Origin of the sequence: Bacillus sp. CGMCC 1.16541 (genome assembly GCF_003184905.1) — a bacterium.
Classification (GTDB): Bacteria; Bacillota; Bacilli; order Bacillales; family Bacillaceae_H; genus Priestia.
This window is the reverse complement of record NZ_QFRU01000005.1, coordinates 72,395-97,837: the sequence shown is the minus strand read 5'-3', so window position 1 is coordinate 97,837 and position 25,443 is coordinate 72,395. Positions and strand designations below refer to the sequence as shown.

Sequence of the window (25,443 nt, the reverse complement as noted above, 5' to 3'; positions counted from 1 at the left end):
CAAATAAATGTTACGTTCAATGTATTCTGGAATTAGCGGAATGAAAAATTTTCAGACAAAGCTCGATGTGATTGGAAATAATATTTCCAATGTTAATACGTATGGTTTTAAAAAAGGAAGAACCATTTTCAAAGACTTAGTAAGCCAACAGATTGCTGGTGCAAGTGGACCAGGAGATATTCGTGGAGGGGTTAATCCTAAACAAGTAGGGTTAGGTTCACAGTTAGCAGCCATTGACACAGTCCATACAACCGGAAGTTTACAGACGACAGGTCGAACATTGGATTTAGCTATTTCTGGTGATGGCTACTTTGCACTAGGATCATCTAACGGTAGTGCAATTGAAGGGTATACAAGAGCAGGTAACTTCTACTTGGATGCACAAGGGGCTATTGTAAACGCAGATGGTCTTTACTTACTCAATGTTGATGAAACACCTCTAAACATTCCAATAAACGCTAAAAGTTTTAGTATTGGAGCAGATGGAGCAGTGACGTATGTGGATGAAGATGGTGGCTTAGTTAACATTGGAACAATTGGTATTGCGAAATTTTCCAATAATGATGGATTAGAGAAAATAGGACAAAACCTCTTTAGAAATACAGCTAATACTTCAGATGAAGAAGTTGAGTTGAATGTACCAGGAGGTGGAGGTGTGGGTATTCTCGTTCCAGGTACCCTTGAAATGTCAAATGTAGACCTTTCAGAAGAATTTACTGAGATGATTGTGGCACAACGCGGTTTCCAAGCGAATACACGCATTATCACAACTTCTGATGAAATTTTACAAGAGCTAATCAATCTCAAACGATAATGTAATGGACTAGGAGGTAAGGAGATGAAAACCAGTTTTCTTTTCATCTCCACCAATCAATGGTGACTTTAACGAGATTAAATGGAAAAACATTTACTTTAAACGCATTATACATAGAACAAGTTGAGGCTTTTCCGGATACGACGATTACGTTAACAAGTGGTAAAAAGCTTGTCGTGATAGAAACAGTAAGTGAAGTTGAAGAGTGTGTGATAGCCTTTTATCGGAAAATTAATGTGTTAGGGTTACAAGGAGATAAGGAGGTATAGCACAGTGTTTAAAAATAAGCTTGTTAACATCATGTTTATCATTTTGCTTGCATTAACACTTGTTGGCGTAATTGCTGTCATCGTGATTGTGAAAACAGATGATGAAAAACCAGAAACAGGTCCTTCAATTGATGAAGTGATCGAATCGTCTATTGATATCAATGAGATTACAACAAACTTAGCAAGTAATCAATTTGTACGGATTTCATTTAAAATTCAAACAAGTAATAAAAAAGCAGCACAAGAATTACAAAAACGAGAGTTTCAAGTCAAAGATATTATTATTAAAGAATTATCAGATATGAAAGCAGAGGATCTAGAGGGGAAAGAAGGACTTACGAAATTTGAAAAACGAATACAAGCAAAAATAAACGAGTTAATGCAAGAAGGTACTGTTGTGAGAATTTACACGACCTCCAAAATGTTACAGTAAACCAATATGATCATTGTAGGAGGTGAAATAGTTGGCTGATGATGTTTTATCACAAAGTGAAATTGATGCGTTGTTGTCTGCGTTGTCGACAGGAGAGATGGATGCGGATGAACTGAAAATTGAAGAAAGTAAAAAGCGGATAAAAGTGTACGATTTTAAACGGTCTCTGCGCTTTTCAAAAGATCAAATTCGTAGTTTAACGAGACTACATGAGAATTATGCTAGGATTCTAACTACTTTATTTTCTGCAAAATTTCGTACAGTCGTGCAAATGAATGTAGTATCCGTTGATCAAATTCCGTACGAAGAGTTTATTCGTTCTGTACCGAAAATGACATTGCTAAACGTAATTGAAGTGCCTCCACTTGAAGGTAGAGTCATTATGGAAGTAAATCCTAATATCGCTTATGCCATGCTAGATCGTATGCTCGGTGGTAGAGGCGAAGGGATGAATAAAATTGAAAATTTAACAGAAATCGAAACAAAACTTCTACAAACCATTTTTGATCAGACATTAGATAGTATGCAAGAAGCGTGGAGCGGGCTAGCACACATTGATCCCATTTTAGGTGACTTTGAAGTGAACCCACAATTTTTGCAAATGATTGCACCAAATGAAACGGTGGTTGTTATTTCATTAAATACACAAATTGGTGAGGCAACGGGGATGATTAATATATGTATTCCCCATGTTACACTTGAGCCAATTATTCCTAAGTTGTCTGTGCACTATTGGATGCAATCAACGAAGAAAGAACCGAATGAACGAGAAATTGAACAGTTAAAGAAACGAATTCATACTGCTGAAGTGCCAGTTATCGCAGAACTCGGAAGAACAAATATTTCGATTCAAGAATTCTTGGCATTAGATATTGGTGATGTTATTCGTTTAGACCAAGAAATTGAACAACCACTTCTTGTGAAAGTTGGAGAATTACCAAAGTTCTTCGTACAACCAGGAAAAGTAAAAAAGAAACTTGCTGTTCAAATTATTGAAGATTTCAAAAGGGGGGAACAGGACGATGAATGGTGATATGTTATCGCAAGAAGAGATCGATGCTTTGCTAAAAGGAACATCATTGGATGAAGAGCCTATCCTTGAGGAGAAACGGAATCAACCTTTTGTTGATGACTACTTTACAGAAATTGAAAAAGATGCAATTGGAGAGATTGGGAATATATCATTTGGAAGTTCCGCTACTGCTCTTTCATTGTTATTAAATCAAAAAGTAGATATTACAACACCACATATTTCAGTTATTACTAAGAGCGAACTACAACAAGAATTTCCTAATCCATATGTGGCTGTAGAAGTACAATATACAGTTGGGATTGCAGGAACTAATTTACTGGTTATTAAGCAGAAGGATGCTTCGGTTATTGCTGATTTGATGCTTGGCGGAGATGGTATTGACCCACCAGAAATGATGAATGAAATTCAATTAAGCGCTGTTCAAGAGGCTATGAATCAAATGATGGGATCAGCTGCTACATCAATGTCAACAATCTTTAATAAAAAAGTGGATATCTCCCCACCTAATTTAGATATTCTGGATATTTTACAAAATACAGGAACCGAATTGATACCAGATGATGATATACTTGTAAAAGTGTCATTTAAGCTAAGAGTAGGGGAGTTAATTAACTCTAACATTATGCAATTACTATCATTACCGTTTGCTCGAAGTCTAGTAAGCGAGTTGTTACCAAATAGCTCAAATGAAGAAGTGACGATGTCAAAGCCGTTACATAACCCATCTGTAACAGCAGAGCCTGTATCGGAGATGGTCAATAAAACAGTTCAAGATACTTCTATGAAAAAGGGTGAGAATTCATCATACTCACAGCCACAACTTCAACAACAAATGTCTCAACCTGTTAAGCCATCACAACCTGTAAATGTGCAACCTGCAGCATTTTCAAACTTTGAGTCTTCGAGTGTATCGCAATCAGAATCTCGCAATCTAGATATGCTTTTAGATATTCCGTTGCAAGTGACTGTTGAACTGGGGCGTACGAGGCGAACAGTTAAAGACATACTAGAGCTATCTTCAGGATCTATTATTGAACTAGATAAGCTAGCAGGTGAGCCTGTTGATATTTTGATTAATAATAAGCTGATTGCAAAAGGAGAAGTAGTGGTCATTGAAGAGAGTTTTGGTGTGCGTTTAACAGATATCTTGAGCCAGCGCGACCGAATTAATAAACTAAGTTAACAATTATTCTAGGGGGAACAAATGATGTCAAAACGAATTTTAATTGTAGATGATGCAGCATTTATGCGCATGATGATTAAGGATATCTTAACTAAAAATGGTTATGAAGTAGTAGCAGAAGCTGCTGATGGAGCACAGGCAATTGAATTATACAAAGAACACACGCCTGACTTAGTAACAATGGATATTACAATGCCTGAAATGGATGGCATTACTGCACTAAAAGAAATTAAAAAGGTTCATGCTGATGCAAAAGTCATTATGTGTTCTGCTATGGGGCAACAAGCAATGGTCATTGATGCCATACAAGCAGGAGCAAAAGATTTTATTGTAAAACCGTTCCAAGCGGATCGTGTTATTGAAGCAATATCAAAGTCAATTGGCTAATTATTATTTATCAACTAAGAGGGTGACACTGTTTTGTTTCAAAAAAGTATATATGTTGTTCTTCTAACTTTGTTTACGATTTTTGCTCCGTCTATTTCTGTTCATGCGGAGCAAGGTCAACCCTCTGTGACAGAGTGTATGGAGAATCCAACTAAATGTGAAGATACAAATGTTCCCAGCGGAGATGAAAAGTCAACAACTAGTGCGTCTACAACAATCTCTAGTTGGGATTTTTTTAAGATGATTTTTGCTTTTGTATTTGTGATTGGATTGTTATTCATATTATTGAAGTTTTTAAATAAACGAAATCAGTTATTACAATCAAATAATATGGTGCAAAATCTTGGTGGTGTAAATGTCGGAAGTAATAAGTCTGTTCAAGTTGTCAAAGTAGGTAATGAAGTGTTTGTAGTAGGTGTTGGAGACAACGTTCAACTTTTATCAAAGCTCTCAAGTGAAGAAAAAAAAGAGATTATACAAAAATATGCCCAAGTGCAAACTAGTCAATCAGATGTTTCGACGATTTTTCCGAATATTGTTGAGAAGTGGACAAAAAGAAATTCGCATACAGATCATACGCCTACAAATTTTAAACACTTGCTGAAGGAAGAAATGAATGAAATGGCAGTAAGAAGACAAAAAGTGTTACATGAGTTAGAGAGGGATAAATAGCAACATGAATGAAATGATTGAAATGTTTAACACGAGTGATCCTGAAAATGTCTCCACTTCGATTAAATTGTTACTCTTATTGACTGTTTTATCGCTGGCGCCTGGAATTTTAATTTTAATGACATGTTTTACAAGAATCGTAATTGTTCTATCATTTGTTCGGACATCATTAGGTACGCAGCAAATGCCACCTAACCAAGTCATTATAGGTCTTTCTTTATTTCTAACATTCTTTATTATGGCACCAACTTTTTCACAAGTAAACGAACAAGCATTACAACCTTTATTTAATAATCAAATAGATTTAGAAGAAGCGTATGAAAAAGCGGCGTTACCTGTAAAAGAATTTATGAGCAATCATACGCGTCAAAAAGATCTAGCTTTATTTTTAGGGTATGCCCAAATGGAAAAGCCGAAATCAATTGAGGACATTCCGTTAACTGCGCTTGTGCCTGCTTTTGCTATTAGTGAGATCAAAACAGCATTTCAAATCGGATTTATGATTTTCATTCCCTTTTTGGTTATTGATATGATTGTCGCTAGTGTACTTATGTCAATGGGAATGATGATGCTTCCACCGGTGATGATTTCACTCCCTTTTAAAATATTATTGTTTGTATTAGTTGATGGGTGGAATTTGGTTATAAAATCGTTACTACTAAGTTTTTAATAGGTGAGAAATTATGGATTCACAATTTGTTATATCGATTGCAGAACAAGGAATTTATACAGTGTTAGTTGTTTGTGGGCCGTTACTATTATTAGCTCTTGTTGTTGGATTAGTCGTTAGTATTTTTCAAGCGACGACTCAAATTCAAGAACAAACGCTAGCCTTTATTCCTAAAATTGTTGCAGTGTTAGTTGGTATTGTTTTCTTCGGTCCGTGGATGTTATCGAGAATGGTTGCGTTTACTTATGACATTTTTGCAAACTTACATAAATACGTAGGATAGAATATGGAACAATTGTTACTTGTCTACCCAACGTTTTTACTCATGTTTGTTCGAATGGCGTCCTTTATTTTAACAGTTCCTTTGTTCTCTTATCGTACAATTCCGGCAACACATAAAATGGGGTTAGCTGTAGCACTATCAGTTGTAGCAGTGACAACAATTAATGCTCCTACTATGGAATTAAATAACATGTATTTTATGTTGATTTTAAAAGAGTGTATGGTAGGGCTTATGATAGGGTTAATTGCTTATATCATGATTATGGCAATTCAAATTGCAGGTGGTTTAATTGACTTTCAAATGGGTTTTGCCATTGCAAATGTAATTGATCCACAAACCGGAGCTCAGAGTCCTTTGTTAGGACAATATTTATATGTATTTGCTCTTTTATTTTTATTATCGACAAATGGTCATCATTTATTAATAGATGGAATTTATTATAGCTATCAAGTAATTGGTGTTCAGGAGCTTTTCTTTTCTATTGGAAGTGAAGTGTTTGTGATGCATGTAATAAAAACGTTTTCCACTATGTTTTTAGTTGCTGTACAAATGTCTTTACCAATTGTTGGTTCACTTTTACTTGTGGACGTAGCACTAGGGATTGTAGCAAGAACGGTCCCACAATTAAATATTTTTGTTGTTGGTTTTCCACTGAAAATAATGGTCACGTTTATTCTGTTGATTGTTGTTATGGCAAGCTTTTTTCTTGTCATGCAAGGGATTTTTGAAGAAATGTTAAAAGCAATGCGCGGGCTCATTGCGATTCTAGGAGGAGTGTAGCAATGATGCTTGTGCGTTTAGATTTACAATACTTCGCTGGTGAGAAAACAGAAAAAGCAACACCGAAAAAGCGTCAAGATTCTCGAAAAAAGGGACAAGTCGCTAAGAGTCAAGATGTCAGTACAGCTATTGTACTATTGATTGTGTTTTTATATTTATGGTTTGGAGGAAGCTTTGCTTTAAAGCAAATTACTTTAATGATGAAGCAAACATTCCAATCCTATTTACTTCTAGATGTCACGGAAAACAATTTATTTATGATTCTGTTTGAATTGTTACCTAAAATGGTAACTGCAATTGGACCTATTATGTTAGTTGCGCTAATAGGTGCAGTTGCAGCTAATTATATGCAAATCGGTTTTTTATTTTCAACAGAAGCCATTCAACCAAAGCTTGAGAAAATAAATCCTATATCAGGTGCTAAACGTATTTTCTCTATTCGCGCAATTGTTGAGTTATTAAAGTCAAGTTTGAAAATCGTATTTATTGGTGTAGTCACTTTTGCTGTTCTTTGGTTAAATATTGAAGAAGTGTTGTTACTTTCACAAGCGAGCTTAAGTGACGGGTTATTTTTATTAGCAAAACTCACTTTTCAAATGGGTGTTGCAGGAGCTCTTGTTCTTTTGTTTTTGTCTACGTTTGACTATATGTATCAAAAGTATGACTATGAAAAAAACATTCGAATGTCTAAGCAAGATATAAAAGATGAACATAAAAACATTGAGGGAGACCCACTCATTAAGTCAAAGATTAAACAAAAGCAAAGAGAAATGGCGATGTCAAGGATGATGCAAGAAGTTCCGAAAGCAGATGTTGTCATTACAAACCCGACTCATTATGCCATTGCCTTAAGATACGATGAAAGTAAAATGGACGCCCCATTTGTAGTAGCAAGCGGAGTCGATTATATTGCCCAGAAAATAAAAGCTGTTGCTGCAAGTCATGAGATTACTATGGTTGAGAATCGACCACTAGCACGAGCCCTTTATGATCAGGCTAAAGTGGGAGATGCTGTACCAGAAGAATTTTTCAAAGCAATTGCAGAAATTTTAGCCTACGTATATCGACTAAAAAAATAAAGTGTAATTGTTATTTTAATGGTTTTCTATAAGGAGAGAATGATTCATGTCCGCAAGAGATTTACCCGTCATTGTTGGTGTTGTATTAATTATCGTGATGCTTGTTATCCCACTGCCTTCATGGCTTTTAAGCCTACTCATTATGCTGAATATCTCTCTTGCTCTTTTAGTTTTACTCGTGTCAATGAATATGAAAGAACCGTTAGAGTTATCAGTCTTCCCATCGTTATTGCTCATTTTAACTTTATATCGTCTAGGCTTAAATGTATCGACTACTCGATCCATTTTAGGTGACGGAGAAGCTGGGACAGTAGTTGAAACGTTCGGAAGTTTCGTTATTGGAGGGAATCCGCTTGTTGGATTTGTTGTATTCGTTATTTTGGTTATTATTCAATTCTTAGTTATTACAAAAGGGGCGGAGCGTGTGTCAGAAGTGGCAGCTCGATTTACCCTTGATGCAATGCCTGGAAAGCAAATGAGTATTGATGCCGATCTAAACGCAGGTATGATTTCAGAACATCAAGCGATTGAACGCCGTGAAAAGATACAACGAGAAGCTGATTTTTATGGAGCAATGGATGGAGCAAGTAAATTTGTTAAAGGAGACGCAATCGCAGGAATTGTCATTACATTGATTAACATTTTATTCGGAATCATTATAGGAATGATGCAAATGGGAATGAGTATTGGGGAGGCATCTCAAACCTTTACATTGTTAACAGTTGGAGATGGCCTTGTGAGCCAAATCCCTGCGCTCATGATTTCAACAGCCACTGGTATTATTGTAACGAGGGCAGCTTCTACAGGAAATTTAAGTCAAGATATTACAAAGCAATTACTTGCTTTTCCTGCTATGCTGTACGTAACTGCTGTAACAATTGCCGTGCTAGGATTAGTAACGCCGATGAATGATATTATTACGATGCCAATTGCCCTTTTATTAGGTTTTGGAGGATATTTCTTATCGCGTGTTCAAACTGATCAGGAGAAAAAAGAAGCAGACCTTCCTGAAGAAGAAGTTCAAGTCGATGATATGAAAAGCCCTGAAAGTGTTGTCAACTTGTTAAGTGTAGACCCAATTGAATTTGAATTTGGTTATGGATTAATTCCGCTTGCCGATACAAGTCAAGGTGGAGATTTATTAGATCGTATTGTTATGATTCGACGTCAGCTTGCGCTAGAGTTAGGCTTAGTTATACCAGTCGTTCGAATACGAGATAACATCCAATTACAACCGAACGAATATCGATTAAAGATAAAGGGCAATGAAATGGCTAAAGGTGAGGTATTACTCGATCATTACTTAGCAATTAGTCCGGGTGTAGAAGATGAATCGATAGAGGGAATCGATACAATGGAGCCTGCATTTGGAATGCCTGCTAAATGGATCAATGATACGATGAAAGAGCAAGCCGAAATGTTTGGTTATACGGTTGTTGATCCGCCTTCTGTTGTGTCTACTCACATTACAGAAATCATTAAAGTTCATGCGCATGAACTGTTAGGGCGTCAAGAAACCAAACAACTTATCGATCATTTAAAGGAGTCCTATCCAATCTTAGTAGAAGAAGTGACGCCTAGCGCTCTTCAAGTAGGTGAAGTGCAAAGAGTGCTATCTAAATTATTAAAAGAACGCGTGTCAATTCGTAACTTACCTATTATCTTTGAGGTGCTAGCGGATTACGGAAAGATGACTTCAGATACAGATCTACTTGCTGAGTATGTGAGGCAAGGACTGGCAAGACAAATTACGAATCAATATGCAATAGAGGGAGATTCGTTAAAAGTCATTACATTGTCTGGGAGAGTAGAGAAAGTATTAGCAGAGGGTGTTCAACAAACGGAACATGGTAATTATATGTCCTTAGATCCTGCGATTTCTCAAGCAATAGTGGAAAACATTGCTGAACAAGTTGAACGTTCATCTATCCAGGAACAAAAGCCTATTCTTTTATGTTCTCCAGCAGTAAGGATGTATGTACGACAGTTAATTGAAAGATATTTACCTCATGTTCCGGTATTATCTTACAACGAATTAGAAGCAAACGTTGAAGTTCAAAGTGTAGGGTTGGTGAATATTGACTAATGAAAGTAAAAAAATATGTGGCGCCTACGATGCCTGAAGCCATGAAGATCATTCGTGCTGAACTAGGCGATAATGCAGTTATTTTAAACTCAAAAGTTGTTCAAACAGGTGGTTTTCTAGGAATGTTTACAAAGAAAAACATTGAAGTAATTGCAGCAATTGACACGGTTGAAAAAAGCCGACCGAAAAAGCAGAAAATAAAAATAGAAAATCCTGTATTTAAGGTCAAACCATCTGATGATAGAGAAGAGAGTGTATCTTGTCAAATTAAAGAATTGAAAGCATTAGTTACTCAATTATCATCAAACCAATTAAATAACATAACTCATTATCCACAGGCTGTAAAGGAAATTATAGCGCAACTGAAAGAACAAGAAGTAGATGAAGGCATCATCGAGGAGCTTACTCCATCTTTATTAGAGCATCACTATTTAAATGTAAATAAGCCTGAGGCGGAGTTAACAGCGTGGGTCAAACAATGGCTTGTAGATAAAGTAAATGTTCATACTTGTGAAGGAATAACGTTTAACAAAAAGTATATTAATGTGGTGGGACCTACTGGTGTAGGAAAAACCACGACGTTAGCTAAGTTAGCAGCAGAATGTGTACTTAAACATCACAAGAAAGTTGCATTTATTACAACGGATACGTATCGAATTGCAGCAATCGACCAGCTTAAGACGTATGCGAATATTTTAAGTGCACCAATCGAAGTTTGTTACAACAAGGAAGACTTTAAAATGGCGATTCAATCATTTTCAAGTTACGATGTTGTATTCATTGATACAGCCGGCCGAAATTTCAGAGAAGCTAAGTATGTGAAAGATTTGCAGAATATTGTTTCGTTTGATCATGAGATGCAGACGTTTCTTGTTCTAGCCATGACGGCTAAACTAACTGATATGAAAGCAATTTATAGTCAGTTTTCAACCTTTCCAATTGATTCATTCATTTTTACAAAGGTAGATGAAACAGAAACATATGGAAACATTATCAATATGGTTCTTAGTACTAAAAAAGGTGTGAGTTATGTAACAAATGGCCAAAATGTGCCAGATGATTTAGCTCAAGCTGATACTTGTAAAATAATAAATTATGTAATTGGAGAGAATTAGTATGAACGACCAAGCTGAACGTTTGCGCCTCCAATTAAAATCGATGCAGAAACAGAAGAGTGTGAAAGCGATAGCGGTATTAAGTGGAAAGGGAGGAGTGGGAAAATCAAACTTTTCGTTAAATTTTTCACTCTCCTTAGTTAAAAAAGGTTATAATGTGCTACTATTTGATATGGATATTGGAATGGGAAATATTGATATTTTAATGGGGGCCTCTTCTGAAAAGACAATCGTTGATATGTTCAATCAACAGTTAACAATTCAAGAGATTATTAGAACCGGACCTGAAAACATCTCTTACATTGCTGGAGGAACAGGAATTAATTCAATCTTTGAACTATCTTTAGAAAAAATTGAATATTTAATCGTTCAGCTTAGTAGTGTGGTAGATGACTATGATTATATAATCTTTGATATGGGTGCGGGGATGTCAGAAGGAGCGTTAAGCTTTTTACAATCGGTTCAAGAGATTGTCGTTATCTCTACACCTGAGCCTACTTCTGTTACAGATGCGTATGCGGCAATAAAATTTATGGTTGTACATAATATTCAATCGTCTATTCATATTGTCATTAATCGAGCGCTTTCTGAAAAAGAAGGGCTGTCTGTTTATCATCGCTTAAATGGAGCTGTTACAAGATTTTTACAAAGACAGACAACTCTGCTAGGAATTATTCCAGATGATCGAGCGGTCTATAAAGCAGTTAGTAATCAAGTACCCTTCCTTTTACACAATTTAAAATCAGAGGCAAGTAAATCTATTATGTCTATCACACAGAAGTATCTGTTAAACAGCAGTAGAGAAGAAACGAAAGTGGACAAATCAAGCTTTATTTCGAAGTTGAAAAAGTTCTTTCTTGAAGGGTAGGATGAAATTGCATAAAGTGAAGGTGTTAATTGTAGACGATTCGGCTTTTATGCGTAAGTTAATCAGTGATTTCTTAGAAGAAGATGGCCGTTTTCAAGTAGTCAGTACAGCTAGAAATGGTGAAGATGCGCTTAAGAAGATCGAGCTGTGTAATCCAGATGTCATTACGCTAGATGTTGAAATGCCTAAAATGAATGGCTTAGATATGCTTCAACAACTTATGAAACAAACCCCAATTCCTGTCGTGATGATTTCAAGCACAACGTATGAAGGTGCGCAAAATACGATTTTAGCTTTGGAATACGGGGCAGTAGACTTTTTAGCAAAGCCATCTGGAGCTATTTCGCTAGATTTACATAAAGTAAAAGAAGCATTGGTTGAGAAAGTGATGATGGCTAGTCAAGCCAATATAAGTGTCTTTCATAACAAACGTATGTCAAATGATTCAGTTATCAAGCAGGCTTCTTTTTTGCGGGAAGATACTAGTAAAATAGAACTAACTAAGTCGTTAACGCCAACAATAACGAAACATAGTAAAAAAATCGTTTGTATCGGCACGTCCACAGGCGGTCCAAAAGCGTTACAGGAAGTATTAAAGGGATTACCTAAGCAAATCGACGCACCAATTGTCATTGTTCAACATATGCCTTCGGGATTTACAAAGTCGTTAGCAACAAGACTCAATGCTCTATGTTCAATTCCCGTGAAAGAAGCAGAAAATGGTGAAGTTTTAAAGTCAGGAACAGCTTACATTGCTCCGGGAGGTCTGCATTTAACGGTTAAAAAAGTAGGAGCATCTTTAGCGTTAAATCTTGATAAATCAGAACCTATTAGAGGCCATCGACCTGCAGTAGATCGACTGTTTGAATCAATTAGTTTATTGCATGACTATAAAAGAATAGCGGTTATTCTAACAGGGATGGGATCAGATGGAACAGAAGGCTTAAAGAAATTAAAAGGTTCTGGTAATACAAAAGCAATCGCTGAGTCAGAGGAAACATCCGTTGTATATGGAATGCCTAAAGCTGCAATAGCAACTAGTCTGGTAGATTGTGTTGAGCCACTTTACCGGATTTCAAATAAAATAACAGAATATATAAAGAAACTGTAAGGGGTGTCATCGTCATGGAAATGGCTCAATATTTAGAAGTTTTTATTGAAGAGAGTAAGGAGCACTTACAAAATATTAACGATCACTTGTTAGCTCTTGAAAAAGAACCTAGTAATATAGCGATTGTGAATGAAATTTTTCGTTCAGCACATACATTAAAAGGTATGTCCGCTACAATGGGTTTTGATGATTTAGCCAATTTAACTCATATGATGGAAAATGTTTTAGATGCAATACGAAATCACAAAGTTACAGTCACGACAAGTGTGTTAGATGTTGTATTTGGCTCAATCGATGACTTAGAAGCCATGGTACAGTCAATTGCTAATGGTGGGGACGGCAAGCGTGATGTGAATGAAATTGTTGCTAGATTACAAAGAATTGAACACGGTGATTGTGAAGAGAAGCCTAAAGAGAAAGAAACAAATGAAGAGGTAAGTGGACCTTCTTTTGCTCTAACATATGATGATTTCGAAAAAACTGTCATTGTACAGTCAAAAGAACAAGGATTTAACGTATTAGAAGTGATGGTCACATTGCAACAAAATTGTTTGTTAAAAGCGGCTAGAGTCTATATGGTATTCGAAGTTGTTGAGCAAATGGGTGAAGTTATCAAAACTGTACCAGAAGTTCAACAACTTGAGGAAGAAAGATTTGATTCCACCTTCCTTATTACACTTTTAACAAAACTAGATCAAGAGGAAGTTAAAAAGCGTATTTTAAAAGTATCGGAAATTACAAGCGTAGATGTCATAGAAGTTTCTACAGAAGAAAATCAAGAAGAAGTGAATGTAGAGAATGTTGAAAAGAATGTTCAACAAATAGAAATAAAAGAGAAACAAGAAGTACAAGCAAATCAACAGTCAACACAAAAGTCTCAAGCTACACAAAAAACAATAAGAGTAAATATTGATCGACTTGATAGTTTGATGAATTTGTTTGAAGAGCTTGTCATTGATCGAGGGCGTTTAGAGCAAATATCGAAGGATTTGAAAAATGCTGAATTGAATGAAACGGTAGAGAGAATGTCACGTATATCGAGTGATCTACAAAATATTATTCTAAACATGAGAATGGTACCTGTTGAGACGGTGTTTAATCGCTTCCCTCGAATGGTTCGTCAACTTGCAAAGGATTTAGGGAAAAAGATTAACCTAGAAATTGTTGGTGCAGAAACAGAGCTTGATCGAACAGTTATTGATGAAATCGGCGATCCTCTTGTGCATCTTCTTCGTAATTCAATTGATCATGGAGTAGAGATGCCTCATGTTCGACAACAAAAAGGAAAAAGTGAAGAAGGTACAGTTCGTCTAAAAGCGTACCATAGCGGAAATTACGTATTTATCGACATTGAAGATGATGGTGCTGGAATTAACCGAGAAAAAGTATTGAAGAAAGCGATCTCTAAAGGAGTTATTAGTGAACAAGCAGCGGCTAATTTAACAGATAGACAAGCAAGTGAATTAATCTTTGCATCAGGATTTTCAACCGCAGACAAGATTTCTGATGTTTCTGGTCGCGGAGTTGGACTAGATGTGGTGAAAAATACGATTGAGTCATTAGGAGGAACGGTTTCTGTTGATTCAAGAGAAGGATATGGTTCAATCTTTTCTATTCAATTGCCATTAACACTGTCTATTATCTCGGTTCTGTTAGTCGAGATTGCGGATGAGAAGTATGCATTGCCGTTATCTTCTATCATTGAAACAGCCATTGTAAAAAAAGAAGACATTTTACATGCTCATAGTCAAAAAGTAATTGATTTTCGCGGAAGGATTGTGCCTCTTGTTAACTTGAAAGATGTATTTGAAGTTCCCGGAGACGTGAAAGAAGAAGAGTTTTGTTCAGTTGTTATTGTGAAAAAAGGTGATAAAATGGCTGGCTTAATTGTCGATTCTTTCATCGGTCAACAAGAAGTCGTTTTAAAAGCACTTGGAACGTATTTGACGAATGTGTTTGCTATATCTGGGGCCACTATTTTAGGAGATGGACAAGTCGCGCTAATTATTGATTGTAATGCATTGATTAAATAATGGTTGAGTTATAGGGTAAATAGAAAAGAAAGGGAGCCTTGCAATGGAAATGAAAACGATTATTTTTCAGCTACAAGATGAAGAGTACGGAATTCCGGTTAACCAAGTAAAGTCAATTGAGAAATTACAGCATATTACGCGAGTTCCTCGAACTGTACCATTTGTAAAAGGTGTTATTAATTTAAGAGGAGTTGTCACGCCTATTATTGACTTGCGTAGCCGCTTTGGTCTGACATCAGTTGACTATACAGAGAACACGAGGATTATTATTGTTTCGATAGACGATATAGAAGTGGGTTTAATCGTTGATGCAGCTAATGATGTTGTTGATATTAAGGAGGGAGACATCGAGCCTCCCCCTGAAGTGGTGGATGGAATTGGCATCGATTATTTAAACGGTGTTATTAAAATTGATAAACGATTACTCATTTTATTAAATTTACAAAAAGTATTAAACGTTCATAAGGAAGCTGAGACGAAGAAAGTATGAGTGAGAAAGAATCGTTAAATTCAACACATCGTGATGTGCTCAAGGAGATTGGAAATATTGGTGCAGCACATTCAGCTACCGCGTTGTCGAGTTTGTTAAAAATGCCTATTAACATGAGTGTACCTGATGTAAAGGTTGCAAGCGTTAGTGAAGCAATCAATTTAATCGGAGGCCCAGATCATGTTGTTGTAAGTGTGTTTTTACAAGTTGAAGGTGATATACCAAGCAATTTATTTTTCTTCTTGCCTCTTGAAGAAGCCTATGAATTCTTACAGGTCATGCTGGATGAAAATATTTCTTCCATTGAGCAACTGCGCCTGTCAGAGTTAGCTTTATCAGCTTTAAAAGAATTAGGAAATATATTATCAGGGTCGTATGTATCTTCTTTGTCAGACTTTACAAATTTATCGTTGCTTCCATCTGTACCAAGCTTATGTATAGATATGGTTGGAGCTGTACTAAGTAACGGTTTATTAGAAGTGCTACAACAAAGCGATTCAGTTATCGTAATTGATACAGTCTTAACACGCACAGAATTAAACAAACAGCCGTTAGTGAAGGGGCACTTTTTACTTGTACCTAATCCGGGATCTCTACAACCAATTTTCACCGCACTTGGAGTTGCTGATTATGATTCATAATTCAAATGTTATTAAAGTAGGAATTGCTGACTTAAGTGTTGTAAAAGCCCCATTTTTAATTCGTACAGCAGGACTAGGCTCATGTGTAGGTGTCGTTTTATATGACCTGCATCATAGTATTGCTGGACTCGCTCATATTATGTTACCAGATTCTTCGTTAGCTAAAAGCGGTGAAGTGAATAAAGCGAAGTATGCAGATACAGCGATTGATTCTTTAATGAAAGAGTTACTTGTACAAGGGGCTAGTAGATTTCAACTAAAGGCAAAGATGGCAGGCGGTGCTCAAATGTTCCAATTTCATTCTACCAACGACTTGATGAGGATTGGTCCGAGAAATGTACAGGCTGTTACATTACAGTTAAAAAAGTATGGTATTCCAATTGTTGCGCAAGACACAGGTGGACAAAATGGAAGAACAATTGAGTTTAATCCAAAAACGGGAGTTCTTACGATTCGTACAGTAAATTTTGGGGTTTCAGAAATCTAATGTGAGTTGATTGACAATTATAAATTAAGGTAGTAATTGTTTGCCTTGGTCTAATCGACATAGATAGGTTGTGTCAAATACTAATAAGGGAGGGGAATTTTCGTGAAGCTCTCGACAAGCGAAGAGCAGCAGTATTGGGAACAGTGGATTCAATCACGAGATCCTCATGCTGGCAATATGTTAGTCAGAAAATATATACCTCTTGTTAATTATCATGTACAGCGAATGGCAGTGAGCTTACCAAAGACAATTAATAAAGATGAGTTAAGAAGTTTAGGTTTAATTGGTTTATATGATGCATTAGAAAAGTTTGATCATGGACGTGAATTAAAATTTGATACATATGCGTCATTTAGAGTGAGAGGAGCTATCTTAGATGGCCTTCGTAAAGAGGATTGGTTGTCACGAAGTGCAAGAGAGAAAGCTAAACGAATTGAAAGTACAATTGAACAGCTTGAACAGCGTTATTTACGAAATGTAACACCAAGTGAGATTGCACAAGAAGTTGGGTTAACAGAAGAAGAGGTTCTTCAGTCAATTAGCGAAGGTTTTTTTGCTAATGTACTATCGATTGAAGATCAAGCTAGAGAATCAGATGACTCTGATTACCAAACCTATACGATTAAAGATGAAAAAGTGGTTTCTCCTGAAGAAGAAGTTGTGAAACTAGAAACAGTAAAAGAGCTCAGTGAAGTCATTAAGGAGTTAAACGAAAAAGAGCAAATCGTTTTATCTTTATTTTATAAAGAAGAGCTAACGTTCACAGAGATAGGGACAGTATTAGGATTATCCACTTCGAGAATTTCACAAATTCATTCAAAGGCCATTTTTAAACTTCGGACGACTTTAAGTAAAATTATTTAAAATAAATACTAGAGGATTTAACATGACAACACTATTAATTGTTATTAGTTTTCTTATTCACGGCTTGTCTTTGTTTTGCATTGTGCTCTTGTACATGCAGCTTTCTCGTGTAAAGGAGTTAGAAAAGAAACAACAACAGACCATTCGTGAAATGGAAGAGATTGTACTAGCTTATGTGACAGAAATAAAAGAGCAAAATGATGATTTTTTTATGAGATTAAATCAGCCTAAAGAAAAGTCTAGTCAACCTTTTGCATCGACAGCTAAAAAAACGTTTGTTTCATCCGTCGATTTAAAAAGTGAACCAACAGAAAGTTTAACGGAACTATTTGATGAAGAAAAACAAATAAATGATAGCGATACAAAAGTATTAAAAAAACAGAGAAGCAACGAGGACGAAGACGAGCACAATGAGTTATCTCTAGAACAGATAAAAGAAAAAGCGATTTTTTTAGAAAAAAAGGGGTTAACAATAGAAGAAATAGCCAAGAATTTACATAGAGGTAAGACGGAGATTGAACTAATGTTACAATTTCGACAAGAAAGTTGAAATTGTGCTTGCTAGTCACAATTGAGTATGCTATATTTGTTTTTGGTGTTAATACACACGCTTACTGGATTTAGTCGATGGTGCTACAAACGTAGTCTTGACTAAAGATGAAATAAGCGGAGGAAAAAAAACCATTTAGGAGGAAACACTAATGTCAGTAATTTCAATGAAACAATTACTTGAAGCTGGTGTACATTTCGGTCACCAAACTCGCCGTTGGAACCCAAAAATGAAGAAATATATCTTCACTGAGCGTAACGGCATCTATATCATCGATCTTCAAAAAACAGTAAAAAAAGTAGAAGAAGCTTACAGCTTCGTAAAAGAGCTTGCTGCTGAAGGCGGTACAATGTTATTCGTAGGTACGAAGAAACAAGCTCAAGATTCTGTTAAAGAAGAAGCAGCTCGCGCTGGTATGTACTTCGTTAACCAACGTTGGTTAGGTGGTACTTTAACAAACTTCTCTACAATCCAAAAACGTATCAAACGTTTAAAAGATATCGAGAAAATGCAAGAAGATGGTACATTTGATGTACTACCTAAAAAAGAAGTAGTTCAACTTAACAAAGAGTTAGAGCGTCTTGAGAAGTTCTTAGGCGGTATTAAAGATATGAAGAAACTTCCAGATGCACTATTCATCATCGATCCTCGTAAAGAGCGTATTGCAGTGGCGGAAGCTAAAAAATTAAATATTCCTATTGTTGGTATCGTTGACACAAACTGTGATCCAGACGAAATCGACTATGTAATCCCTGCAAACGATGATGCAATTCGCGCTGTAAAACTTTTAACTTCTAAAATTGCTGATGCAATCCTAGAAGCTAAACAAGGTGAAGAAACAGTAGCAACTGAAACTACAACTGCTTAATTGAGCGAAAGGTGATAAGAGGGAATAAGCCTTTTATCACCTTTTTTAACACGGATTTAATATTTTATATACATACTTCATTTTAGGAGGATTATGAATATGGCAATTACAGCTCAAATGGTAAAACAATTACGTGAAAAAACTGGTGCAGGTATGATGGATTGTAAAAAAGCACTAACTGAAACTGATGGTGACATGGACAAAGCAATCGATTACCTTCGCGAAAAAGGTATTGCAAAAGCTGCTAAAAAAGCTGACCGTATCGCTGCAGAAGGTTTAACTTTCATTGAAGTAAATGGAAACGATGCAGTAATCTTAGAAGTAAACTCTGAAACAGATTTCGTTGCAAAGAACGAAGGTTTCCAAAAGTTAACAAAAGAATTAGCTGCACACCTTTTAGCTAACAAACCAGCTACAGCTGAAGAAGCTTTAGAGCAAAAGATGGAAAGTGGAACAACTGTTCAAGAACACATCAACTCTGCAATTGCAACAATTGGGGAAAAATTATCTCTACGTCGTTTTGAAATTGTAAGCAAAACAGATGCAGATGCATTTGGTGCTTATTTACACATGGGTGGACGCATTGGAGTATTAACTCTTTTAGCAGGTACAATGGATGAAGAAGCAGCTAAAGACGTAGCAATGCACATCGCTGCAATCAACCCTAAATACGTATCACGTGACCAAGTTTCGGCTGAAGAAGCTGATCGTGAGCGTGAAGTGTTAACTCAACAAGCATTAAACGAAGGCAAGCCAGAAAACATTGTTGCGAAAATGGTAGAAGGACGCTTAAGTAAGTATTTCCAAGATATCTGCTTACTTGATCAAGCATTCGTTAAAAACCCAGATGTAAAAGTTCGTCAATTTGTTGAGAGCAAAGGTGGTACTGTACAAAGCTTCGTACGTTTCGAAGTTGGTGAAGGTATCGAAAAACGTCAAGATAACTTTGCTGAAGAAGTAATGAGCCAAGTTAAAAAGTAAGAATGCTGTTAAATAGGGAGCACATTGTGTTCCCTATTTTTGAAAAAAAGTGGATCATACTTTTTACAATGGAGGTTTAATATGAGTGTTTCAAAATATAATCGTATCGTTCTGAAATTAAGTGGTGAGGCGTTAGCTGGAGATGATGGCTTCGGTATTAACCCATCAGTTATTAAATCAATTGCAGAACAAGTAAAAGAAGTATATGAATTAGGCGTTGAAGTAGCTGTGGTTGTAGGTGGCGGCAACATTTGGCGTGGGAAAATTGGTAGTGAGATGGGTATGGACCGTGCCGCTGCTGATTATATGGGCATGTTAGCAACTGTTATGAACTCTTTAGCTCTTCAAGATAGTCTTGAAAACTTAGGTGTTCAAACGCGTGTTCAAACGTCAATTGAGATGCGTCAAGTAGCAGAGCCCTACATAAGAAGAAAAGCTGTTCGTCATCTAGAGAAAAAGCGCGTTGTCATTTTTGCCGCTGGTACAGGTAATCCGTATTTCTCAACAGATACAACAGCCGCATTACGTGCTGCGGAGATTGAAGCAGATGTCATTTTAATGGCGAAAAACAATGTGGATGGTGTATACAATGCAGATCCACAAAAAGTTCCAGATGCGGTTAAATATGAAACGCTATCATACATCGATGTATTAAAAGATGGATTAGCTGTTATGGACTCAACAGCTTCATCACTTTGCATGGACAATGACATTCCTTTAATTGTCTTCTCTATTATGGAAGAAGGTAATATTAAACGTGCCGTTTTAGGTGAAAATATTGGAACAGTTGTAAGGGGGAAATAATGATGGCAAAGCAAGTATTAGATTCAACAAAAGAAAGAATGGAAAAAGCAATTCAAGCATATTCTCGCGAATTAGCTTCAATTCGTGCAGGTCGTGCTAGTGCTTCTCTACTTGATAAAATTACAGTAGAATACTATGGTGTACAGACTCCGGTTAATCAATTAGCACAAATTAGCGTTCCGGAAGCTCGTATGTTAGTGATTCAACCTTATGATAAATCACAAATTGGTGAAGTGGAAAAAGCGATTATGAAATCTGACTTAGGCTTAACACCAACAAGTGATGGATCTATTATTCGTTTATCGATACCGGCTTTAACAGAAGAGCGTCGTCGCGATCTTGCCAAACTTGTGAAAAAATCTTCAGAAGAAGCAAAAGTAGCCGTACGTAATATTCGTCGTGATAGCAACGATGATCTGAAGAAGTTAGAGAAAAATGGCGAAATCACAGAAGATGATTTACGTGGTTACGGTGATGATATCCAAAAGCTAACAGATGGGTATATCGCAAAAATTGATACAATTACAAAAGATAAAGAACAAGAAATCATGGAAGTCTAATTGATTTCAAGGTAAAATATACATTGTAAAAGACCCTCTATTGTTTACAGGGGGTTTTTTTGTTAATAATGTGTAATAGGAGATCGCTACGTTGATTAGTCGTACAAAGTAGCGATACACAACGGGGGACATTTGCATGTTCAAAAAACTTCAACTTTTTAAAAAAGAACAAGCAGTAACATCAGAATCGCTTTCCTCACGGAAGATAGAAGTAAAAAAGCATACAATTCCTGAGCATATTGCAATTATTATGGATGGAAACGGACGCTGGGCTCAAAAAAGAGCACTTCCTCGGATTATGGGACATAATGAAGGGATGAAAGTAGTTCGACAAATCACAAAATCTGCAAGTGAATTAGGTGTAAAAGTGTTAACATTATATGCATTCTCTACCGAAAACTGGAAGAGGCCGAAAACAGAAGTAGAGTTTCTTATGAAGTTACCTGAGGAATTCCTGGGGACTTTTCTTCCTGAATTAATTGAGGAAAATGTTCAAGTTCGGGTAATGGGTAATAAAAATGAATTACCTACTCATACTTTAACTGCTGTAAATAAAGCGATTCGTGAAACAAAGAGTAATACAGGGCTTGTTTTAAACTTTGCACTTAATTACGGAAGTCGTGACGAAATGGTCAAAGCGCTTCAAGCTATTGTAAAAGATAGCAAGAATGGTCTTATGGATGAATCTAAGCTAACAGAAGAGACAATCTCATCTTATTTAATGAGTAGAGAGCTGTCAGATCCAGATTTATTAATACGCACGAGTGGCGAACTAAGGTTAAGTAACTTTATGTTATGGCAACTCGCTTATACTGAGTTTTGGTTTACCGATGTACTATGGCCAGACTTTAAAGAAGAGCATTTAATTCAAGCTATTGAAGAATTTCAAAATCGAGGTCGCCGTTTTGGTGGTGTATAAAAAGGTGTTGAACAAATAATGAAACAACGCATTATTACTGCTATTATTGCAATAGCGGTGTTTGCACCAATTGTGTTTGCAGGTGGCTTACCGTTTACGTTAATGGTATATCTATTAGCAACAATTGGAGTACTTGAGTTATTACGAATGAAAAAGATTAATATGATGTCATTTCCTAGCGTGATTAGTATCTTGCTGTTATGGGTTTTCTTATTGCCAAGAAGTATGGATTCAACTTTTCATGTATTTAGTGAACATAAAGTAGAAGTGGCACTTGTAGCTGTACTGCTCTTGTTAACTTACACAGTACTAATTAAAAATCAATTTACATTTGATGATGTAGCGTTTATTTTGCTGTCTACAATCTATGTAGGAATGGGCTTTTACTATTTCATTGAAATTAGACAAGAAGCATTAACGTATATCTTTTTTGTTTTATTTCTTATTTGGGCTACTGATTCCGGAGCTTATTTTATTGGACGAGCTATAGGGAAAAGGAAATTATGGCCTGAAATCAGTCCCAACAAGACGATCGAAGGATTTGTTGGTGGCATTGCGTGTGCCATCGTCGTGGCTATTTTATTTAGCCTTTTATCCCCGTTGGATGAATCAGTGAGTAAGCTTTTACTAGTGGGGGTAGTAATTTCCGTATTCGGACAAATTGGTGATTTAGTAGAATCTGCATTAAAACGTCATTACGAGGTGAAAGATTCAGGAAATATTTTACCAGGTCATGGCGGAATCTTAGATCGATTTGACAGCTTATTATTTGTTTTACCAATATTATATTTCTTGTTAATGTTGTAAAATAGCATGTCTTTGTTGTGGGGAGAGTGAATATACTTTGAAGAAAATTGCTTTACTAGGAGCAACTGGATCTATCGGTCAGCAAACAGTGGATGTTATTAATATGCATCCAGACGATTTTCAATTAGTTTCTATTTCTATAGGTCGTAATATTGATGAAGCAAGAAAAATTATTAAAATGTGCTCTCCAAAGTTTGTCTCTGTCTTAAATAAGGAAGACAGAGACAAATTGCAGCTTGAATTTCCGCATATCACATTTTCTTACGGTCACGAAGGATTAGTTGAAGCTGCTATTTATAAGGAAGCAGACGTGGTAGTCAATGCTGTTTTAGGAAGTGTGGGATTAGAACCAACACTTGAAGCAATTAAAAGAGGAAAACCGATTGCCTTAGCCAATAAAGAAACGTTAGTTACTGCAGGTCATCTTGTAATGGAGGCGGCAAGAGAATATAATGTGCCAATTTTACCAGTAGATAGCGAGCATTCTGCTATTTATCAGTGCCTACAAGGGCAAGATGATCGTGCAGTTGAGCGTATTATCTTGACAGCATCAGGTGGCAGCTTTCGTGATAAAACAAGAGATCAATTAAAAGATGTGACAGTGGAAGATGCCTTAAATCATCCTAATTGGTCAATGGGTGCTAAAATCACAATCGATTCTGCAACAATGATGAATAAAGGCTTAGAAGTCATTGAAGCTTATTGGCTGTTTGGCTTACCATACGATAAGATTGAAGTCGTGTTACATAAAGAAAGTATCATTCATTCAATGGTTGAGTTTAAGGATACAAGTGTCATTGCACAATTAGGTACTCCTGATATGCGTGCTCCTATTCAATATGCCTTAACTTATCCGAATCGCCTTGAATTATCCAATGCAAAAAGACTTCAGTTATGGGAAGTAGGTAAGTTACATTTTTCACAGATGGATTACAATCGCTTCCGATGTTTAGCATTCGCATTTGAAGCAGGACAACAAGGCGGAACGATGCCAACCGTTTTAAATGCAGCAAATGAAGCAGCAGTTACAGCCTTTTTAGATGGTCATATTTCATTCTTGCAAATTGAAGATATGATTGAAAAAGCCATGCAGGATCATACTGTAATGCAAAACCCTTGTCTATCAACCATTAAAGAAGTAGATTTAGAAGCAAGGCAGTTTGTTAGATCTTTAACTACTAAAAGGGGGTAATACCCATTGAACACAGTCATTGCATTTATTGTCATCTTTGGAGCTTTAGTTTTCTTTCATGAACTAGGTCATCTTGTATTTGCAAAGCGAGCGGGTATTTTATGTCGTGAATTTGCGATTGGATTTGGTCCTAAAATCTTTTCATTTAAGAAAGATGAAACAGTGTACACCATTCGCCTATTACCGTTAGGTGGCTTTGTACGTATGGCCGGTGAAGATCCAGAAATGATTGATGTAAAACCTGGTCAAATTGTCGGGTTAAAGTTCGATGAGCGAGGAAAAGTAAATAAAGTTGTAATTAATAACAAAGAACAACATCCAGATGCGAAAGTCATTGAAGTCGAACAAGCAGACCTAGAGCACAAACTGTTTGTTTCTGGATACGAATCGGATGAAGAAGAACGTCTACAACGATTTGATGTAAGTGAAACGTCTTATTTTGTTGTCGATGGTGAAGAAGTTCAGATTGCACCTTATAACCGTCAGTTTGCTTCTAAAACATTAGGGCAGCGTACAATGGCTATTTTTGCAGGGCCTTTAATGAACTTTGTACTCGCGTTCTTTGTCTTTGTTTTCATTGGAATTGCCCAAGGGTATGCTGTTGATAGACCTATTATGGGTGAGCTTACAAAAGATGGGGCAGCGATTGAAGCTGGATTAAAAGAAGGCGATCAAATCCAAGCGATTGATGGTGAAAGTGTAACAACGTGGAACGATGTTGTCACGATTATCCGACAGCACCCAAATGAAGAGTTAACATTTACGATTAACCGTAATAATGAAACAACTGAGATTAACGTCACACCAGGAAGTCAAAAAGTGGATGATGAAACGATAGGATTAATTGGAGTGTATGCTCCCGTTGAAAAATCATTTTTTGGAGCCATTAAAAATGGGGTAACAGAAACATTTATGTGGACAAAAGAAATTGTCGTTGGATTAGGAAAGTTAATTACAGGACAATTCTCTATTGATATGTTATCAGGCCCAGTTGGAATTTATGTATCGACAGATCAAGTTGCTCAATCAGGTATTTATTATTTGATGAAATGGGCTGCTGTACTGAGTATTAATCTTGGTATTGTTAATCTATTGCCAATTCCAGCACTTGATGGAGGGCGCTTAATGTTCTTTGCTCTTGAAGCAGTACGAGGTAAACCGATCGACCGACAAAAAGAAGGTTTAGTTCACTTTGTTGGGTTTGCATTACTGATGTTATTGATGTTAGTTGTAACATGGAATGACATTCAGCGTTTCTTTTTATAAAATGTAAAAAGATTGTTAGACATGGAGATTTTTCTTCATGTCTAACTTTTCTAATAAGCTGTTAAACCATTATAATGAATAAAGGATTGTTAGTGTGTCATCCCATTCTGAATGTTAAAGAGTTTGTCTTTAGAGAGTTCAGTACGTTTATTATTTATTAGTTTTTGAAATCATTCATATAGTTATTGAAGAGGTGCG

The 25,443-nt window shown here is 36.3% G+C and carries 29 protein-coding genes; all 29 read left to right on the top strand.

The features are described from left to right. Positions 1 to 7 precede the first annotated feature (7 nt). Complete coding sequence (gene flgG / locus DIS06_RS08475; protein ID WP_110112826.1) at positions 8 to 814, top strand: flagellar basal body rod protein FlgG; 807 nt, start codon at positions 8 to 10, stop codon at positions 812 to 814. A gap of 59 nt (positions 815 to 873) precedes the next feature. Further along, on the top strand, positions 874 to 1,083 hold the full coding sequence (locus tag DIS06_RS08470; RefSeq protein ID WP_110112825.1) for a flagellar FlbD family protein: 210 nt from the start codon (positions 874 to 876) through the stop codon (positions 1,081 to 1,083). Positions 1,084 to 1,087: 4 nt separating this feature from the next. Next, complete coding sequence (gene fliL, locus DIS06_RS08465; protein ID WP_110112824.1) at positions 1,088 to 1,516, top strand: flagellar basal body-associated protein FliL; 429 nt, start codon at positions 1,088 to 1,090, stop codon at positions 1,514 to 1,516. A gap of 31 nt (positions 1,517 to 1,547) precedes the next feature. Then, positions 1,548 to 2,549 (top strand): flagellar motor switch protein FliM, encoded by a 1,002-nt coding sequence (gene fliM / locus DIS06_RS08460; RefSeq protein WP_110112823.1) that lies wholly within the window; start codon positions 1,548 to 1,550, stop codon positions 2,547 to 2,549. Next, positions 2,539 to 3,732, top strand: coding sequence for a flagellar motor switch phosphatase FliY (gene fliY, locus DIS06_RS08455; protein ID WP_110112822.1), 1,194 nt, complete (start codon positions 2,539 to 2,541; stop codon positions 3,730 to 3,732). The genes fliM and fliY overlap by 11 nt, the downstream gene beginning before the upstream one ends. A gap of 24 nt (positions 3,733 to 3,756) precedes the next feature. After that, entirely contained in the window at positions 3,757 to 4,119 is a 363-nt protein-coding gene (locus DIS06_RS08450; RefSeq protein ID WP_110112821.1) for a response regulator, read from the top strand. A 33-nt stretch (positions 4,120 to 4,152) separates the two neighbouring features. Further along, entirely contained in the window at positions 4,153 to 4,791 is a 639-nt protein-coding gene (locus tag DIS06_RS08445; protein ID WP_110112820.1) for a flagellar biosynthetic protein FliO, read from the top strand. A 4-nt stretch (positions 4,792 to 4,795) separates the two neighbouring features. Continuing rightward, the gene (gene fliP / locus DIS06_RS08440) at positions 4,796 to 5,461 is read left to right on the top strand and encodes a flagellar type III secretion system pore protein FliP (protein ID WP_110112819.1); all 666 of its coding nucleotides are present in this window, start codon (positions 4,796 to 4,798) and stop codon (positions 5,459 to 5,461) included. A 13-nt stretch (positions 5,462 to 5,474) separates the two neighbouring features. After that, positions 5,475 to 5,744: a flagellar biosynthesis protein FliQ gene (fliQ, locus tag DIS06_RS08435; RefSeq protein ID WP_110112818.1), complete on the top strand. Its 270-nt coding sequence runs from the start codon at positions 5,475 to 5,477 to the stop codon at positions 5,742 to 5,744. Between the two features lie 3 nt (positions 5,745 to 5,747). Continuing rightward, positions 5,748 to 6,524 carry a flagellar biosynthetic protein FliR gene (gene fliR, locus DIS06_RS08430; RefSeq protein WP_110112817.1) on the top strand — a complete coding sequence of 259 codons (777 nt, stop codon included), beginning with the start codon at positions 5,748 to 5,750 and terminating at the stop codon, positions 6,522 to 6,524. 2 nt (positions 6,525 to 6,526) lie between these two features. Next, on the top strand, positions 6,527 to 7,603 hold the full coding sequence (gene flhB / locus DIS06_RS08425) for a flagellar biosynthesis protein FlhB (protein WP_110112816.1): 1,077 nt from the start codon (positions 6,527 to 6,529) through the stop codon (positions 7,601 to 7,603). Between the two features lie 46 nt (positions 7,604 to 7,649). Then, positions 7,650 to 9,689 (top strand): flagellar biosynthesis protein FlhA, encoded by a 2,040-nt coding sequence (flhA, locus tag DIS06_RS08420; RefSeq protein WP_110112815.1) that lies wholly within the window; start codon positions 7,650 to 7,652, stop codon positions 9,687 to 9,689. Then, positions 9,689 to 10,804 (top strand): flagellar biosynthesis GTPase FlhF, encoded by a 1,116-nt coding sequence (gene flhF / locus DIS06_RS08415; RefSeq protein ID WP_110112814.1) that lies wholly within the window; start codon positions 9,689 to 9,691, stop codon positions 10,802 to 10,804. The genes flhA and flhF overlap by 1 nt, the downstream gene beginning before the upstream one ends. A 1-nt stretch (position 10,805) precedes the next feature. After that, a complete protein-coding gene (locus DIS06_RS08410; protein ID WP_110112813.1) occupies positions 10,806 to 11,672 on the top strand; it encodes a MinD/ParA family protein in 867 nt (288 codons plus the stop codon). 7 nt (positions 11,673 to 11,679) lie between these two features. After that, positions 11,680 to 12,783 (top strand): protein-glutamate methylesterase/protein-glutamine glutaminase, encoded by a 1,104-nt coding sequence (locus tag DIS06_RS08405; RefSeq protein ID WP_110113026.1) that lies wholly within the window; start codon positions 11,680 to 11,682, stop codon positions 12,781 to 12,783. A gap of 14 nt (positions 12,784 to 12,797) precedes the next feature. Then, positions 12,798 to 14,816, top strand: coding sequence for a chemotaxis protein CheA (locus tag DIS06_RS08400; RefSeq protein ID WP_110112812.1), 2,019 nt, complete (start codon positions 12,798 to 12,800; stop codon positions 14,814 to 14,816). Positions 14,817 to 14,859: 43 nt separating this feature from the next. Next, positions 14,860 to 15,306, top strand: coding sequence for a chemotaxis protein CheW (locus tag DIS06_RS08395; RefSeq protein WP_110112811.1), 447 nt, complete (start codon positions 14,860 to 14,862; stop codon positions 15,304 to 15,306). Next, complete coding sequence (locus tag DIS06_RS08390) at positions 15,303 to 15,947, top strand: chemotaxis protein CheC (RefSeq protein ID WP_110112810.1); 645 nt, start codon at positions 15,303 to 15,305, stop codon at positions 15,945 to 15,947. The genes DIS06_RS08395 and DIS06_RS08390 overlap by 4 nt, the downstream gene beginning before the upstream one ends. Then, the gene (locus tag DIS06_RS08385; RefSeq protein ID WP_204166774.1) at positions 15,937 to 16,434 is read left to right on the top strand and encodes a chemotaxis protein CheD; all 498 of its coding nucleotides are present in this window, start codon (positions 15,937 to 15,939) and stop codon (positions 16,432 to 16,434) included. Before DIS06_RS08390 ends, DIS06_RS08385 begins: the two co-directional genes overlap by 11 nt. A 102-nt stretch (positions 16,435 to 16,536) precedes the next feature. Further along, complete coding sequence (locus DIS06_RS08380; protein ID WP_110112809.1) at positions 16,537 to 17,298, top strand: FliA/WhiG family RNA polymerase sigma factor; 762 nt, start codon at positions 16,537 to 16,539, stop codon at positions 17,296 to 17,298. Between the two features lie 22 nt (positions 17,299 to 17,320). Next, entirely contained in the window at positions 17,321 to 17,848 is a 528-nt protein-coding gene (locus tag DIS06_RS08375) for a hypothetical protein (RefSeq protein ID WP_110112808.1), read from the top strand. A gap of 151 nt (positions 17,849 to 17,999) precedes the next feature. After that, the gene (rpsB, locus tag DIS06_RS08370; protein WP_110112807.1) at positions 18,000 to 18,716 is read left to right on the top strand and encodes a 30S ribosomal protein S2; all 717 of its coding nucleotides are present in this window, start codon (positions 18,000 to 18,002) and stop codon (positions 18,714 to 18,716) included. Positions 18,717 to 18,815: 99 nt separating this feature from the next. Next, positions 18,816 to 19,697, top strand: a complete 882-nt coding sequence (tsf, locus tag DIS06_RS08365; protein ID WP_110112806.1) for a translation elongation factor Ts — start codon at positions 18,816 to 18,818, stop codon at positions 19,695 to 19,697. A gap of 81 nt (positions 19,698 to 19,778) precedes the next feature. Beyond that, positions 19,779 to 20,501, top strand: a complete 723-nt coding sequence (pyrH, locus tag DIS06_RS08360) for a UMP kinase (protein ID WP_110112805.1) — start codon at positions 19,779 to 19,781, stop codon at positions 20,499 to 20,501. Positions 20,502 to 20,503: 2 nt separating this feature from the next. Further along, on the top strand, positions 20,504 to 21,061 hold the full coding sequence (frr, locus tag DIS06_RS08355; RefSeq protein ID WP_110112804.1) for a ribosome recycling factor: 558 nt from the start codon (positions 20,504 to 20,506) through the stop codon (positions 21,059 to 21,061). Between the two features lie 136 nt (positions 21,062 to 21,197). Continuing rightward, positions 21,198 to 21,980, top strand: coding sequence for an undecaprenyl pyrophosphate synthase (locus DIS06_RS08350; RefSeq protein ID WP_110112803.1), 783 nt, complete (start codon positions 21,198 to 21,200; stop codon positions 21,978 to 21,980). Positions 21,981 to 21,998: 18 nt separating this feature from the next. Then, on the top strand, positions 21,999 to 22,787 hold the full coding sequence (locus tag DIS06_RS08345; protein WP_110112802.1) for a phosphatidate cytidylyltransferase: 789 nt from the start codon (positions 21,999 to 22,001) through the stop codon (positions 22,785 to 22,787). 37 nt (positions 22,788 to 22,824) lie between these two features. Then, the gene (dxr, locus tag DIS06_RS08340) at positions 22,825 to 23,979 is read left to right on the top strand and encodes a 1-deoxy-D-xylulose-5-phosphate reductoisomerase (protein ID WP_110112801.1); all 1,155 of its coding nucleotides are present in this window, start codon (positions 22,825 to 22,827) and stop codon (positions 23,977 to 23,979) included. 6 nt (positions 23,980 to 23,985) lie between these two features. Continuing rightward, positions 23,986 to 25,245 carry an RIP metalloprotease RseP gene (gene rseP, locus DIS06_RS08335; RefSeq protein ID WP_110112800.1) on the top strand — a complete coding sequence of 420 codons (1,260 nt, stop codon included), beginning with the start codon at positions 23,986 to 23,988 and terminating at the stop codon, positions 25,243 to 25,245. Positions 25,246 to 25,443 lie beyond the last annotated feature (198 nt).

Coding starts and splice junctions, on each gene's coding strand:
- flgG (WP_110112826.1), top strand. CDS start 8: ATGTTACGTTCAATGTATTCTGGAATTAGCGGAATGAAAAATTTTCAG.
- DIS06_RS08470 (WP_110112825.1), top strand. CDS start 874: ATGGTGACTTTAACGAGATTAAATGGAAAAACATTTACTTTAAACGCA.
- fliY (WP_110112822.1), top strand. CDS start 2,539: ATGAATGGTGATATGTTATCGCAAGAAGAGATCGATGCTTTGCTAAAA.
- DIS06_RS08450 (WP_110112821.1), top strand. CDS start 3,757: ATGTCAAAACGAATTTTAATTGTAGATGATGCAGCATTTATGCGCATG.
- fliP (WP_110112819.1), top strand. CDS start 4,796: ATGAATGAAATGATTGAAATGTTTAACACGAGTGATCCTGAAAATGTC.
- fliQ (WP_110112818.1), top strand. CDS start 5,475: ATGGATTCACAATTTGTTATATCGATTGCAGAACAAGGAATTTATACA.
- fliR (WP_110112817.1), top strand. CDS start 5,748: ATGGAACAATTGTTACTTGTCTACCCAACGTTTTTACTCATGTTTGTT.
- flhB (WP_110112816.1), top strand. CDS start 6,527: ATGATGCTTGTGCGTTTAGATTTACAATACTTCGCTGGTGAGAAAACA.
- flhA (WP_110112815.1), top strand. CDS start 7,650: ATGTCCGCAAGAGATTTACCCGTCATTGTTGGTGTTGTATTAATTATC.
- flhF (WP_110112814.1), top strand. CDS start 9,689: ATGAAAGTAAAAAAATATGTGGCGCCTACGATGCCTGAAGCCATGAAG.
- DIS06_RS08410 (WP_110112813.1), top strand. CDS start 10,806: ATGAACGACCAAGCTGAACGTTTGCGCCTCCAATTAAAATCGATGCAG.
- DIS06_RS08400 (WP_110112812.1), top strand. CDS start 12,798: ATGGAAATGGCTCAATATTTAGAAGTTTTTATTGAAGAGAGTAAGGAG.
- DIS06_RS08395 (WP_110112811.1), top strand. CDS start 14,860: ATGGAAATGAAAACGATTATTTTTCAGCTACAAGATGAAGAGTACGGA.
- DIS06_RS08390 (WP_110112810.1), top strand. CDS start 15,303: ATGAGTGAGAAAGAATCGTTAAATTCAACACATCGTGATGTGCTCAAG.
- DIS06_RS08385 (WP_204166774.1), top strand. CDS start 15,937: ATGATTCATAATTCAAATGTTATTAAAGTAGGAATTGCTGACTTAAGT.
- DIS06_RS08375 (WP_110112808.1), top strand. CDS start 17,321: ATGACAACACTATTAATTGTTATTAGTTTTCTTATTCACGGCTTGTCT.
- rpsB (WP_110112807.1), top strand. CDS start 18,000: ATGTCAGTAATTTCAATGAAACAATTACTTGAAGCTGGTGTACATTTC.
- tsf (WP_110112806.1), top strand. CDS start 18,816: ATGGCAATTACAGCTCAAATGGTAAAACAATTACGTGAAAAAACTGGT.
- pyrH (WP_110112805.1), top strand. CDS start 19,779: ATGAGTGTTTCAAAATATAATCGTATCGTTCTGAAATTAAGTGGTGAG.
- frr (WP_110112804.1), top strand. CDS start 20,504: ATGGCAAAGCAAGTATTAGATTCAACAAAAGAAAGAATGGAAAAAGCA.
- DIS06_RS08350 (WP_110112803.1), top strand. CDS start 21,198: ATGTTCAAAAAACTTCAACTTTTTAAAAAAGAACAAGCAGTAACATCA.
- DIS06_RS08345 (WP_110112802.1), top strand. CDS start 21,999: ATGAAACAACGCATTATTACTGCTATTATTGCAATAGCGGTGTTTGCA.